The sequence below is a fragment of the uncultured Clostridium sp. genome, assembly GCF_963527835.1.
Taxonomy (GTDB): Bacteria; Bacillota; Clostridia; order Clostridiales; family Clostridiaceae; genus Clostridium.
Map to the genome: position 1 here is coordinate 13935 of NZ_CAURTC010000006.1, position 14317 is coordinate 28251.

13 protein-coding genes and 2 tRNA genes are annotated in these 14317 nt (G+C 28.0%); 10 read left to right on the forward strand and 5 right to left on the reverse strand.

Features of this window, described 5'->3' with window-relative positions; translation table 11 throughout:
- Positions 1–11: 11 nt before the first annotated feature.
- Genes rimI through tsaE form a run of 3 tightly spaced genes read right to left on the reverse strand, consistent with a single transcriptional unit; the run spans position 12 to position 1625 of the window.
- Positions 12–467: a ribosomal protein S18-alanine N-acetyltransferase gene (rimI, locus tag RYM86_RS05120; protein ID WP_315078348.1), complete on the reverse strand. Its 456-nt coding sequence runs from the start codon at positions 465–467 to the stop codon at positions 12–14.
- A complete protein-coding gene (gene tsaB / locus RYM86_RS05125; protein WP_315078349.1) occupies positions 451–1167 on the reverse strand; it encodes a tRNA (adenosine(37)-N6)-threonylcarbamoyltransferase complex dimerization subunit type 1 TsaB in 717 nt (238 codons plus the stop codon). Before tsaB ends, rimI begins: the two co-directional genes overlap by 17 nt.
- A complete protein-coding gene (tsaE, locus tag RYM86_RS05130; protein WP_315078351.1) occupies positions 1164–1625 on the reverse strand; it encodes a tRNA (adenosine(37)-N6)-threonylcarbamoyltransferase complex ATPase subunit type 1 TsaE in 462 nt (153 codons plus the stop codon). The genes tsaB and tsaE overlap by 4 nt, the downstream gene beginning before the upstream one ends.
- A gap of 324 nt (positions 1626–1949) precedes the next feature.
- Between tsaE and RYM86_RS05135 the strand changes: the two genes are divergently transcribed.
- The 8 genes from RYM86_RS05135 (at position 1950) to RYM86_RS05170 (ending at position 10563) form a co-directional block, all read left to right on the forward strand.
- A complete protein-coding gene (locus RYM86_RS05135; RefSeq protein WP_315078352.1) occupies positions 1950–2816 on the forward strand; it encodes a metal ABC transporter solute-binding protein, Zn/Mn family in 867 nt (288 codons plus the stop codon).
- Positions 2817–2866: 50 nt separating this feature from the next.
- A tRNA-Trp gene (locus RYM86_RS05140) sits at positions 2867–2941 on the forward strand.
- A gap of 421 nt (positions 2942–3362) precedes the next feature.
- Positions 3363–3644, forward strand: coding sequence for a hypothetical protein (locus RYM86_RS05145; RefSeq protein WP_315078356.1), 282 nt, complete (start codon positions 3363–3365; stop codon positions 3642–3644).
- An 862-nt stretch (positions 3645–4506) separates the two neighbouring features.
- Positions 4507–5544 (forward strand): PocR ligand-binding domain-containing protein, encoded by a 1038-nt coding sequence (locus RYM86_RS05150; protein WP_315078357.1) that lies wholly within the window; start codon positions 4507–4509, stop codon positions 5542–5544.
- Positions 5545–5787: 243 nt separating this feature from the next.
- On the forward strand, positions 5788–6924 hold the full coding sequence (locus RYM86_RS05155; RefSeq protein ID WP_315078359.1) for a glycerol dehydrogenase: 1137 nt from the start codon (positions 5788–5790) through the stop codon (positions 6922–6924).
- A 3-nt stretch (positions 6925–6927) separates the two neighbouring features.
- Positions 6928–8688: a dihydroxyacetone kinase subunit DhaK gene (dhaK, locus tag RYM86_RS05160; RefSeq protein ID WP_315078360.1), complete on the forward strand. Its 1761-nt coding sequence runs from the start codon at positions 6928–6930 to the stop codon at positions 8686–8688.
- A 258-nt stretch (positions 8689–8946) separates the two neighbouring features.
- Positions 8947–9183 (forward strand): DUF6262 family protein, encoded by a 237-nt coding sequence (locus RYM86_RS05165; RefSeq protein ID WP_315078530.1) that lies wholly within the window; start codon positions 8947–8949, stop codon positions 9181–9183.
- 168 nt (positions 9184–9351) lie between these two features.
- Positions 9352–10563: a DNA polymerase IV gene (locus RYM86_RS05170; RefSeq protein WP_315078532.1), complete on the forward strand. Its 1212-nt coding sequence runs from the start codon at positions 9352–9354 to the stop codon at positions 10561–10563.
- Between the two features lie 483 nt (positions 10564–11046).
- On the opposite strand, the gene RYM86_RS05175 is transcribed toward RYM86_RS05170, so the two are convergent.
- Positions 11047–11646, reverse strand: a complete 600-nt coding sequence (locus RYM86_RS05175) for a GNAT family N-acetyltransferase (RefSeq protein ID WP_315078362.1) — start codon at positions 11644–11646, stop codon at positions 11047–11049.
- Positions 11647–12071: 425 nt separating this feature from the next.
- Here RYM86_RS05175 and RYM86_RS05180 point away from each other — a divergent pair.
- Positions 12072–12146 (forward strand) — tRNA-Trp (locus tag RYM86_RS05180).
- A 323-nt stretch (positions 12147–12469) separates the two neighbouring features.
- Here the strand turns inward: RYM86_RS05180 and RYM86_RS05185 are convergent.
- The gene (locus RYM86_RS05185; protein ID WP_315078363.1) at positions 12470–13537 is read right to left on the reverse strand and encodes a nitronate monooxygenase family protein; all 1068 of its coding nucleotides are present in this window, start codon (positions 13535–13537) and stop codon (positions 12470–12472) included.
- Between the two features lie 276 nt (positions 13538–13813).
- On the opposite strand from RYM86_RS05185, the gene RYM86_RS05190 reads away from it, so the two are divergent.
- Complete coding sequence (locus RYM86_RS05190) at positions 13814–13999, forward strand: alpha/beta-type small acid-soluble spore protein (protein ID WP_252214434.1); 186 nt, start codon at positions 13814–13816, stop codon at positions 13997–13999.
- The last annotated feature ends 318 nt before the right edge of the window (positions 14000–14317 follow it).

Here is a 14317-nt window from a genome sequence, read left to right on the forward strand (position 1 = left end):
GCCAAATTAGCTTACGAATTATTTTTTTCATCTATACGCCACATAATCATTGCATCTTCTTTATTATCTTGATAATAATTTTTTCGAATTCCTTTTTCAACAAAGCCATATTTTTTATATAATTCTTGAGCTGGAATATTACTAACTCTTACTTCTAAAGTATAAGAAGCACATCCAGCTTTTTTATTAAGTTCAATTAATGAATCTAATAAAGCTGAAGCAACATTTTTTCTTCTAAAATCAGGGCATACAGCTATATTGGTAATATGAGCTTCATCTATTATTAACCAAGCACCTACAAAACCTATAATTTTATCATCGTATTTGGCAATTATATAATTAGCAAGTGGATTTGCTAATTCTTGAATATAAGATTCTTTACTCCATGGGGTAGGAAAACTTAATGAACTAATTTCTAAAACTGCATCAATATCAGCTTCAGTCATTAAACTAGTTGTTAGTTTCACTTTTTAATTTCATCCTTTTTTCATACTCTCTCTCAGCTTGAGGCTTTTTTAAATAAAATGGAGCAGAGTTAGAATCATCATATTCACCATTTTTTAGTTTTAGCATTCCTAATTCACCTAAAGAAGAGGCTCTGACTAAATTAAGATGATTTGGTGGGAAGAAGCAATTATTACAATTTTGTAATATATATTCCTTGGTATTATTAAGTCCATCACCAATGAACATAACATTTTCACCTTTTTCATTAAGCATGTCAACTAGCTCATTTATATCAAGAGCAGAGTAATCCATTATTTGTTCTAATTTTCCATTACAAGATTTATACAAAGCAGTATAAACATTGTTTCTTAATGCATCCATTACGGGACATATTATACCATTGAATGGAGCAATACTATATGCAAGTGCATCAAGACTAGAAATACTTACATAAGGTTTGTTTGAGCCGAAACTTAGTCCCTTAATTGTAGCCATCCCTATTCTTAAACCTGTAAAAGATCCTGGGCCTTTAGATACAACAAATCCATCAACTGAATCTATATCTAAATTACAACTATCTAATAAATTTTCAACTAAAGTCATTAATATTGTAGAATGCTCTTTTTTATTATTTAAAGTTACTTCTCCAAGTAATGTATCATCTTCAAGTAAAGCAGCAGTAGCAACTTTAGAAGAGGAATCTATACTCAATACGATCATATTTTCAACTCCTTTATGTAATCATATCTTTTTCCATAAGGTGTTAATGTTATTTTTCTATAATTGTCACCTTTTTCTAAATTCTTTTCTATATTTATATGAAGAAATTCATCAGGAAGAATATCTTCAATATAATTTGCCCATTCTATTATAGATACGCTATCTGAAAAAATATAATCATCAAAACCGATAGCATAAATTTCATCTGGGTCATTTACTCTATATACATCGAAGTGATTTAATTTTAATCTTCCTTCATCATATTCATTTACAATTGTGAAGGTAGGGCTTGTAATATCATCTTTTATATCTAAACCAAGAGCAATACCTTTTGTTATATGAGTTTTACCAGTACCTAAATCTCCTGTTAGACAAATTATATCTCCTGAATTAAGTAATTTTCCGATTTCTATACCTAAACTAGTAGTTTCATTTATGCTACAAACATTAAATTCCATAGAAAGAACTCCTTTCACTAGCATTTAAATTGCTTTTATATTAAAAATTATTGCCATCTTTTTATTTTATCTAATTTTAATTATAAAATCAAAGCTTATAATTTTAATTATAAAGGTTAAGGTATGAAAATATTACATTTTGAATTATAATGTTAAGGTAAATTAATGAATATAAGTAAAAGAATATACAAAAATACACATATAAAATTAAATATAAATAAATTTTATTATAAAAATATATACATTTAATATAGTTAGTTGATATAATGTTACTAGAGTTTTATTTGGAAATAATTTATATATATATTTTCGGAGGAGATCAATTTGAAAAAGATTACCTTTATTATGATTATAATAACTCTTACATTTTCTATAGGTATGGGAGTATTTGCGAATCCATTATTAGCGAATACTGAAAATAATCAAAAAGAAGATCGAGAGAAATATTTAAATATAATGACTATTAATAAACCACAATATAAAATGGTAAGAAAAATTGTTAAAGATAAACACAATGTTCAATACATGATGACAGAGGAAATGGATATTAATGAATTTAAGTACAATAAAGAGATTATAGAAAACGTATCTAATATGGATCTTTTTATTTATTCTGGAACTAGTTTTGAACCTTGGGCAAATAGTTTTATAAATGAACTTAAAAAGGGTAGTATGGGAATAATTAATTTATCAAGAGGTATGAGACTTTTAAATTATGATGGAAATGAAGGATCAAAAGAAAATCCTTATTACTTTGAAGGAATAGATTCATATAAAATAGCTTTATATAATGTAAAAGCTGCTATTCAAGATAGAGACCCTAAAAATAGAGATTATTATGAAGAAAACTATAATAATGCTATAAAAGAATTAAATAATCAAATAGAACCCTATAATGAAAAAATAAAAGGATTAAAAGATTATACCTTCTTAGCTTTAAATGATAATTTTGATTATTTAACTAAAGATTTAGGATTACATGTGGTAAAACTAAATAATTATGAAATATCAGAGTTTGTAAAAGTTAATAATTTAGATGAAAAGAAGCTTATTGTATTAAAAGATGGTACTGAGCAAACAAATATGGATTTATCTAAATATAAAGTAGCGAATCTTTGGAAATATTACGGAGATATGTCTTTTGATGAGCTAATATTATACAACATAAAAGTATTAACAGATTTATTGTAGAAAATAGTTGATTTTTTAGTAATCATGTTATATAATAAATACTGTTGTGAAGGGGTATGGCTCAACGGTAGAGTAGTGGTCTCCAAAACCATTGGTTCTGGGTTCAAATCCTAGTGCCCCTGCCAGAAAAGGTCGTAGCACGTTGTGTTGCGGCTTTTATTTTTTTTGTCTAAAGATAAATGCTGTAAAGTTAGTGATAGAGCCGTTTCACAAGGTGGATAATATTAACATGTACTAACTAATACTTATTTGTGAGGGGCAATAAGGGGCAAAAAAAGGGGCAAAGTTATACGAGCTAGATTTAAAATGTGCTGGAAATTTTAAATTTTTAAAAGATTTTATAGAATTTATTAAAAGAAATTTAGATATGAATAATTATAAATATATATTAAGGTTTATAAAAGCTATATAAATTCTTAGTAATATCAAGGATAAAGATATTACTAAGAATTTTTTTATTATAAGAATTATAAATGGAATCAATAATTTGTTATAGAAATATAAGATTATAATAAAATGATTTTATATATAATAAGGAGTATCAAAATGAAAGACTACTTACAGTATACATATAAGCTTAAAACTCATTTAAAACTTATTTGTGATTCTAATGAAGAATATACAAATTTATATGCAACTTGGAATTTAAATAAAAAAACATATAAGAGTGTTTTGAAAACTGTAGTAATGAATTATCCTCACTATAGTTTACATGATGATAGTCATTCTGAAAGTATAATAACAAATATTGAAATGTTACTTGGAGAAGACAGAATAAAAAAATCCTTGATTGTAAACTTAGTTCGAGTTAAATATAAGATTCTTTAGAGAATAAAACAACCTAAATATAACTTTGCCAAGCCACTCATACTTCGTTTATGGCATCCTTATATTTAATTGTTATATTCCTTTGTATTATCTTTAAACATGTAAGGTATAAGAGCTGTGCTAAAGGAGAAGGGACTAGTTTTTTTATAACTTTTATCAAATATTAATTTATACTCCAGTAATTAACATAAGATATTTTTAGTTATATTATATAGAAAGTGAATAATTAATTGTTGTTTTAATAGTTTTCTTTGGGTAAAATTGTGCTTCTATTTTTTATCAGACAATAAGCATTAGATTGCTTTGTAGAAATTTTATGTAAGTTGAAAAATATAATCCTTCTTGTAATAATTTATGATTTTAATTATTTACAAGAAGGAATTTTTTATATATAAAATTTTTTATTCTAGCCTATAATATATTTCAATATTATTTATTTTTACAAAACCTATCGATCAAGTAGCTTAATAAACTACCAAAAATTAAAATTAGTACTACAATCCAAATTGCACCTACCAAATTAGACTTTATTACAAAAATAATTGATGGAATAAATACAAGACTAGAGACAATAATACCTTTCAAAATTGAATTAATTTTGAAGTTTGTTGTTGAAATAAAAAGACCAACTATAACCTAAGTTAAAAAAGTTGATATATTAGCTTCCTAACTTATTTTCTGTAAAATCATACAATAATCGGAAATATCTATTATTGAAGTCAATTATTAAATCTTTCTCTACATTACCTGTAAAATATTACATGTAGGCCTTTATTACTAAAATCTATATAACAATTCAAATAATATGATAAAATAAGACATAAATATATGCATATGAATAAGGGTGAGGGAGTAGTAAAAATTGATAAAAGATAATTTAAATTTAAACAAGGTTATAGATTTAGAAAAATGGGTCAATTTACAAGAATCTCTTGCAGTAGTTACAAAGGTAGCAATAATAATTGTTGACTATAAGGGTAATCCAATTACTAAGCATAGTGGATGTCATAGATTTTGTAAAGCAGTAAGAGCTAATCCAGAGCTTGTGAAGTATTGTCAAAAGTGCGATTCAAGAGGTGGGCTTGAGGCAGTTCGTTTAAATGAACCATACATATATTTATGTCATTATAATATAGTAGATATAGCTATTCCAATAATAATTGATGGTAAATATATTGGAGCAGTTATGGCAGGGCAAGTAAAATTGTCAGATACTAATGCTTCAGATATACTAGAGCAAATAGTAGGTACATCTAATAACTTCATAGTTAAAAAAGCTTTAGAGGATTTTAAAAATTATTATGATGAATTGCCTATTTTATCTTATGGAGAAGTAAAGGAAATTGCAAATATGTTATTTTCTTTGTGTAACTATCTAATAGAAGAGGCACTAGATAAAAACTTGATTTCAGAGATGTATCGAAACACCATAAAAAATCAATCTGAAATAGATTCAAATATCTTAACAGGTTACACAATAAAAAGTATTGAACATGCAAAAAAGGAAATGTCTAATGCTATAATAAATGCCTACACTGGAGAAAAGCCTTCTAGTAATGGGGAAATGATTACAGTAAGCAACACTCTAAAACCAGGAATAGAGTATCTTTATAAACATAAAAGTGAAAACGTTACGGCAGAGAAAATGTCTAAGATTTGTCATATTAGTTCAAGCTATTTTAGTAGGCTTTTTATAAAGGAAACTGGAGAAAAATTTTCAACCTACGTATCCAAGCTAAAGATTGAATGGGCAAAGAGCATATTAGAAGAAACAGATATGAATATTAATGAAATTAGTGATGAACTTGGATTTAGTGAATCAGGATACTTTATAAAAATATTTAAACGATATGAAGGGATAACACCACTTCTTTATAGGAAGTATTGTAAGAAAAAATAAGTATTAAAAAGTTGTTTAAGGATGTCATATCATTTTTAAACAGCTTTTTTATCTACTTAGAATATTTGTTGAATATTCGGGAAATAATAAAATTACAACAAAACGATTTCACAACAAAAAATTACGGTCTGAAATTGCAATTTTTTGTCGTTTTAATCTAATGTATTTCTTTGTAATCGATATTATAATAAAGACAAGTTAAAAACAAAACGATTTTTTTTTACATAAGGAGGAAAGATTATTATGAGAAAAGCATTTATTTGTCCAACTAAATATGTACAGGGTGAGGATGAATTATTAAATTTAGGTTATTTTGTTAAAAGTTTTGGAAAATCAGCTCTATTAATAGCACATAAAGATGATGTTGCACGTGTTAAAGATAAATTAGATAAAACTTGTGAAAAATTTGGAATTACTTTTGTTGAGAGTGGATTCACAGGAGAATGTTCTAGAGAAGAAGTAGCTAGATTACAAAAAATTGCTGCAGAAAATAAGTGTGATTGTACAGTAGGTCTTGGTGGAGGTAAAGCAATTGATACTGCTAAGTGTGTTGCAGAAGGAGAAGCAGTAATTATAGTTCCAACTATAGCTGCTACAGATGCACCGACAAGCCATTCAGCTGTACTTTATACACCAGAAGGAGCATTTGATGATTATGCTTACTTTAAGCAAAGTCCAAGCGTAGTTTTAATAGATACTACAGTAATTGCAAAAGCACCAACTCGTTTTTTAGTTTCAGGAATGGGAGATGCATTATCAACATACTTCGAAGCAAGAGCAACTTCAAATTCATATTCCAACGTAAATGCAGGGTTACCTTGTGGATATAGAGAAGGATTATGCGGTGAAGCTAAGGGAACTAATACAGCATTAGCACTTGCAAAGCTATGTTATGAAACTCTTATTAATGATGGAGCAAAGGCAAAAGTAGCCTCAGACTGTAACTTAGTTACACAATCATTAGAAAATGTTATAGAAGCAAATATCCTTTTATCAGGTATTGGTTTTGAAAGTGGTGGATTAGCTGGAGCTCATGCAATTCACGATGGATTAACTATATTAGAAGGAACTCATAAATATTTCCATGGTGAAAAAGTTGCATTTGGTACTATTGCACAACTAGTATTAGAAAATGCACCTAAAGAAGAATTAAATCAAGTATTAGATTTCTGTTTAGAAGTTGGATTGCCAGTTTGTTTATCAGATATTGGTGTAGACACTATTACAGAAGATGAACTTATGGAAGTTGCTAAAAAGGCATGTATTGAAGAAGAATCAGTTCATTCTATGCCATTCCCAATAACTGTTGAAGCAGTAGCAGCAGCAATTATTGCAGCAGATAAGATAGGGAAAGATTACAAGGCAAATAGAGGAGTATAACTAATGAAAAAAATAATAAATAGACCAGAAACTGTAGTAATGGAGATGTGCAATGGTATAGCCATGGCACATCCAGAATTAGAATTCGTAAGAAAATATAAAGTTATGAAAAAGAAAAATATCAATCCTAATAAAGTCAGCTTAATAAGTGGTGGTGGAAGTGGACACGAACCAGCTCATGCAGGATTTATAGGAAAAGGTATGTTAGATGCAGCTGTATGTGGAGATGTATTTGCATCACCATCTCAAATTCAAGTTTATAAAGCCATAAAAGCAACTGCTAGTAAAAAAGGAACATTATTAATTATAAAAAATTATAGTGGAGATATGATGAACTTTAAGAATGCGGCTTATCTAGCAAGTGAAGACGGAATTAAAGTTGATTATGTTAAGGTAGATGATGATATTGCTGTTAAAGACAGTTTATATACTATAGGACGTCGTGGAGTTGCTGGAACTGTATTAGTACACAAGATGGCAGGTGCTGCAGCAGAGTTAGGATTGTCATTAGAAGAAGTTAAAGAAATAGCTGAAAAGGCCAATTCAAATGTTAGAAGTTTAGGATTTGCATTTTCATCATGTACTGTACCAGCTAAGGGAACTCCAACTTTTCAAATAGCAGAGGATGAAATGGAATTTGGAGTTGGAATTCATGGTGAACCTGGGATTAAAAGAGAAAAAATAGCTACAGCTGATGAATTAGCTGAAAGAATTGTAGATTCTATTTTAAAGGATATGAAAATTGATGGTACAAATAATGAAGAGGTTGCACTTTTGATAAATGGGTTTGGAGGAACTCCACTACAAGAACTATACTTATTCAATAACTCTGTTACTGCAGAGTTAGCAAAGAGAAATATTAAGATATGTAGAACTTTTGTAGGGAATTATATGACAAGTATAGATATGGAAGGTGCTTCTGTATCAATAATGAAGTTGGATGCACAACTTAAGGAGCTATTATCAGAAGAAAGTGATACTCCAGCATTTAAGGTTTTAGGACCAGTAGAAGAGGTTGAATATATAGGATTAGAAGTTTTTGATGACATAGAAAAGGAAGTATCATTTGATGTAGAAACTTGTGAAAGCTTTTCAGGTATTAATAATGAAAAAGTAAGCTTAGATAATATGATTTACATTGTTGATAAGATGAGCCAAGTTATTATTGAAAATGAAGTACCATTCTGTGAATTAGACTCTCATGCTGGAGATGGTGACTTTGGTATGAGTATAGCTAAAGGATTTAAGCAGTTAAAGAGAGAATGGAAAGAGATTCTTTTAGAAGAACATATGAGCATTGGTGAATTCTTAAATGCATGTTCATTAGTAATAATGGAATACTGCGGGGGAGCGTCAGGTCCAATATGGGGATCGGCTTTTAGAACAGCAGGAAAGCAAGTAGGGACGAAGACTAAATTAACAGTTTCAGAATTTGCAGAAATGATGCAAGCAGCAGTTAGAGGAATTCAAGCTACAGGAGAACGTTCTTTTGGTAGAGGAGCTGTAGTTGGAGATAAGACCTTAATAGATGCATTAGTGCCATGTGCCGATGCTTGGACAGATTGTGCAAAAGCAAATAATAATTTTAAAGAAGCTTTTGAAAAAGGAGCTAAAGCAGCTGTTGAGGGTGCTAAGAAAACTGAAGAAATCGTAGCACGTATGGGGAGAGCAGGAACAGTTGGGGATAGAAGCTTAGGGCATCCAGATGCAGGAGCATATGGATTAGGTGTAATATTCACAGAAATTTCAAAGGCAATAAAGTAATAATCTAGGGGTAGGTAGGTTACTATCTACCTTTATTATTTCTATAATTGCATATATTTTTGTACATTTGCAACGTTAAGATTTGCCTCTAATATTGAAACCCTTGACAAATTTGTCGAGGGTTTTCTACTTATGAAAAACATAATGAAAATTTGAAATAGAAGATAATCTAATTAAAGTTTGTATTTGATGTAATCATAATTAAATAGGGTCTTCTTAATAACATTAAACTGCTGATAAAGACTAAATTCTAATATCATAAAAGTTCAATTAAGTGAAAGGATTCTTAAAGTAGATGATGCTGTTAGAAGGCTAATTAAATCAGAAAGTGCAATAAATTTTAATATTGTAGCTAAAGAATCTGGGGTTACAAAAGCGTATCTATATAAAAACGAAGAAATTAAAGAACATTTTAGTTGTGTTGCGGCTTTTATTTTTTTATACAAAAATAAAAGCTGTAAAATTAGTGATAGAGCCGTTTTACAAGATGGGTAATATTAACATAAATAATTATACTATTGAGTCAACAGTGTTGTTAGAGCTATTGATTTTTATTTTAGAAAATTCACAATATAATAAATAAAGAAATCAAATACTTTACAACAGAACTAATGTTCGTATAAGATTATAGTAAAGTAAGAATATATTTAGGGAGTTGTAGATATTTTGGGTAGAAGTGATAAATTGATTTTTCATATAGATGTTAATTCTGCATATCTTTCTTGGACAGCACTTAAACTTTTAAATGAAGGTAGTAATATAGACATAAGAAAAATACCATCAGCAATAGGTGGAGATGAGGAAAAACGTCATGGTGTTGTTTTAGCAGCATCAATATCAGCTAAGAACTTAGGAGTAAAGACAGGCGAGAGTTTATATGAAGCTAAAAAGAAATGTCCTAATTTAGTTATATATCCACCAAATCACAATTGGTATTTTAAACTTAGCAATGAAATGATAAAAATATTAAAGGAGTATTCTCCTAAGATAGAGAGATATAGTATTGATGAATGCTTTATGGATTGTACTCATTATAAAGATAATTATAATATGATGGCTGTAAATATCAAAAACAGGATAAGTACGGAGCTTGGGTTTAATTGTAATATAGGAATATCAACAAATAAATTATTAGCTAAAATGGCAAGTGACTTTAAACCTAAGAATTCAGTACACACTTTATTTAAAAATGAAATTAAACAAAAGATGTGGCCACTTCCAGTTGAAGAATTATTTATGGTTGGTAAATCAACTAAATTGAAATTGGCTAAATTAAATATTAAAACAATAAGAGAGCTAGCTAATTTAGATGTTAATTTTTTAATTGAAAAAATGCATTCACATGGAAAACTTATATATGAATATGCTAATGGAATAGATAATTCTGAGTTAGTTGAATCAGAATCTTTAAAAATAAAAGGAATAGGAAATTCTACAACTCTTTCTAAGGATATTGATAATATTGAAGAAGCTTTAAAAATCCTACTTTCTCTTACAGAAAATGTTTCAAGAAGGCTTAGAGAAAGTAAAAATTTATGCTCTATTGTTACTGTAAGCATAAAAACTAATAATTTTATACAATATTCTCATCAAAAGATTTTAAGCAACTACACAGATAATACTATGGAAATTTTTAAAGGAATAAAAAAAGCTTTTTATGAATGTTATAGAGGAGAAAAAATACGTTTATTAGGAGTTAGACTTACTAAATTGTGCGATAATAAATATTATCAACCTAGTCTTTTTGATTTTAAAAATAATGAAAAACAGAAGAATTTAGATAATGCAATGGATACGATAAGGAAAAAATATGGCAAGGGGTCTATAGTAAGATCTGAACTATTAAATTTAAATGATAATATAAGTAAATTTTGATTAATTTTTAATCAACAGCTTTAATAAAACTGTTGATTTTTAGTTGGGTTCTCTTCCTTGCTTTTCTATTTACTATAGCACCTTCTCTATTTCGTAATAAGTTCTTATTTAAAAGTCTACCCTAAATGTGGTTTGCTTTGTTCCAAATAATCACCAGTAATGATGATAAAATTATTTAAACTACATTTGATGTTAAAAATGAAATAAGTAATTGGCTTTTTTCAAAATAATATTTAATACAAAAAGGAAAATGGCAAATTGGACAACTGATAACATTGTAAAATAGGTTGCTAATGGAACCTTTGCTGCTACTTGTTCCATATACATAAAATAATATGAAATCATACTAAGAATGGGGAAGAATAGCACTAATACTAAAATATAGATTTTTTTAATTTTGAGATATAATGTATAGCAATTATAATAATACAGCTGCAACGTATTTAATAAATAAATCTACTTGTAATCTCATCTTGAAATGGCTCATATGGAAAGAAGTAGTTTATTATGGCGATTCAGTATTTCTATAATCATGTTCTTGTCAATCTCTTGAATTGATATAAATGGATTGGGGTCAAGATCATAGTCACCAATGTTCTTTTCAAACCATGCAACATCATGCCATGCACCGCATTTATATCCTGTGTTGTGGTATATATCCAGTTTTTTAAATCCGAAGTGTTTATGCAACCTTTCGCTATTCTCGTTAGGGTATGTAACACCTCCATATACGTTGTGTACATTTTGCATCTGTAATATCTCAATCAAGGCGCTGTAGAGTGCTTTACCCACTCCGCAACGCAAACAGGTTTTATAAATATAAACAGATAACTCCGCATTCCATTGGTATGCTGCCCGTTCCATTTGTCTATGTGCATATGCGTATCCAATGATTTTGCCGTCCAAAACGCAGACGATATAAGGATAATAAGATGATATTTCCTTTATGCGATTTCTAAATTCATCTAATGATGGGGTTTCACATTCAAAAGTAATAGCTGTTTTCTTGATATAAGGCTCATATATTTCCAGAATTTCCGCAGCATCTGTTTCTTTCACAAACCTAATTGTTTTCATTTTCATATTACTTGCCTCTCTTTCTTACTTATAAATCAGGATAGCAGTTTTTGAAAGCAGGTGATATTACTTTCATCTATGGTAGCTGTAGCTACATAAAACAGTTTGATTTTTTGTACGTGTTGTTTATATTATATAACGCTCTGGTTGGAAAAGCATAATTGATGTTTTTAATCATTTGCCATAAAATTTAGTTATATCAAACTTTAATAGAAACCAGGTAGGAAGGTGAAATACATGACACTTTAACAGTTCCGATATATCGTAGAGATTTCCCAAAATAAGTCTATTTAATTATATATTATCAAGTATATTTTAGGATTTTAGATTCATAAGTATAAAAAAGAAAATAAATTTAATTATACTATTAAGTTATTTTTGAAATATTGTTGACATAAATGTGATATTCATGTTAAAATTAAAGTCGACTTAGGGGTATGGCTCAACGGTAGAGTAGTGGTCTCCAAAACCATTGGTTCTGGGTTCAAATCCTAGTGCCCCTGCCATAAGAAAAAGCTAGAATATATATTCTAGCTTTTTTTATATTTAAAATTAAATATAAAATATTGATATTAAGTAAATTTATAAATATCAATACCTTTTAAAAAGTAAATAATTAAATAGATAATTTTTACTATTATATATAATAAGTAAAGTTGTGCTTTAATTTAACTTTGAGGATTATCAAATAAAATTAAAAATAAGGGTAATTATTAAAATATTATATATTTAGGTTAAAATGAGAATATATTTATTTTATTATGGATAAGTTTAATTAATTTATACAACTTTACTTATGAATATATCAATAAAGTGTGAATGAATTATATTAAGCATTTATTAAATCTTTTTCTAATTCATTCATAAGTTCTTTAACAGACATCATTTTATTAATTCTACTTGCATTTTCACCACAAAATATAAGTCCTTCATTAATGTTTCCATTAACAGCATTCATAAGTGCTTTACTTATGCAATAAGGAGTTACTTTAGGATCACAAGGAGTTAAACAATTATAACATTTAGTTATTTTTTCTCTTCCCAACATTGTCTTTTTTATAAAATCATTTTTAATTGCTCTACCAGGCATACCAACAGGGCTCTTAACTATATCAATATCTTCTTTTGAACAATTAATATATGCATCTTTAAATTCTTGTGAAGCATCACATTCATAAGTAGCTACAAACCTTGTGGCCATTTGAACTCCATTTGCTCCTAATTTTAAATATTTAGCAATATCATATCCATCATAAACTCCTCCTGCTACTACAACAGGAATTTCTTTATTATATTTTTCACTATATTTTTTTGTTTCTTCAATTATTTGAACAACAGTATCATCAAAATTTATATTTTCATTTCTTAGTTCTTCTTCTTTAAATCCTAAATGTCCACCGGCTTTAGGACCTTCTATAATAACTAAATCTGGAGCTATGTTATCATGTCTATCCCATAATTTTAAAGTTACTTTTGCAGATTTTAATGATGAAACTATAGGTGCAAGTTTTACTTTTGAATCTTTTGCTATTTTAGGTAGCATTGTAGGAAGTCCAGCACCAGATATTATTAAATCAATACCAGCATTAATAGCTGTTTTTACATATTCGGCATAGTTAGTGCTTGCAACCATTATATTAACTCCAATTATTCCATTGGGAGCATTATTTTTAGCAATTGTTATATGTTCTTTTAATGCATTTAAATTTGAACTTAAAGCATCTTTATTAAAATTTAAATCTTTATATCCTAATTGAGCAGAAGAAATAATTCCTATTCCTCCAGCATTAGCAACAGCAGAAGCAAGCTTTGAAGCTGATACTCCAACTCCCATTCCACCTTGTATTATTGGAAGGCGTGCTATTAAATTACCTATTTTAAGTGAACTAAATTTCATATTCATTTATCCTTTCAAACAAATTTGATTATTAAATATTTTGATTATCAAAGTATTTATTATATTATAATTTAAAAGTTAGATATTAACAACCCTTAAATATTATATTAATTCATATGAGATGATTTTTTAATGCACGATATAGAATAAATACGTTATATTACCAAGAATATATATATCTATAGTGGGTAATATAATAGTGTAGCCAGGAAGAGTTAAATAAAATTTAAATCTTCTTGATTATATAAATATACCAATAGCCGAGGAGGGATTGTTATGTCAAACAGCGTATTAGTTCCAGAAGCAAAACAAGGATTAGCTAGATTCAAGAACGAAGTAGCTAATGAACTAGGAGTACCATTTAGCGAATATAATGGTGATCTAAGTTCAAGACAATGTGGTTCCGTAGGTGGCGAAATGGTTAAAAGAATGGTAGAGCAATACGAAAACTCAATTCAATAAAAATTGAAAAGAGAATAAAATATAACTTTAATTAGTTGTATTGTATTGTGAAACTAGGAGGGTACACTACTTTAAAAGGTAGTGTACCCTTTCTTTTTATTTATATAAAATTTTATAATTTCACAAGAGTACAAGCTAATAATGTTTAATAAAATTTAGTTGATAAATTAAATATAAGAGTTGACCAATAATAAAAAATACTATTAATATTAAATTTTAGCTAAATATAGGATAATTACTTCTATTATAAAAATATTCAAAAATAGTTTAGAATAAAAGTTGTGAACTATCGTTAGTGCTCAAATATAGGTATTGTTT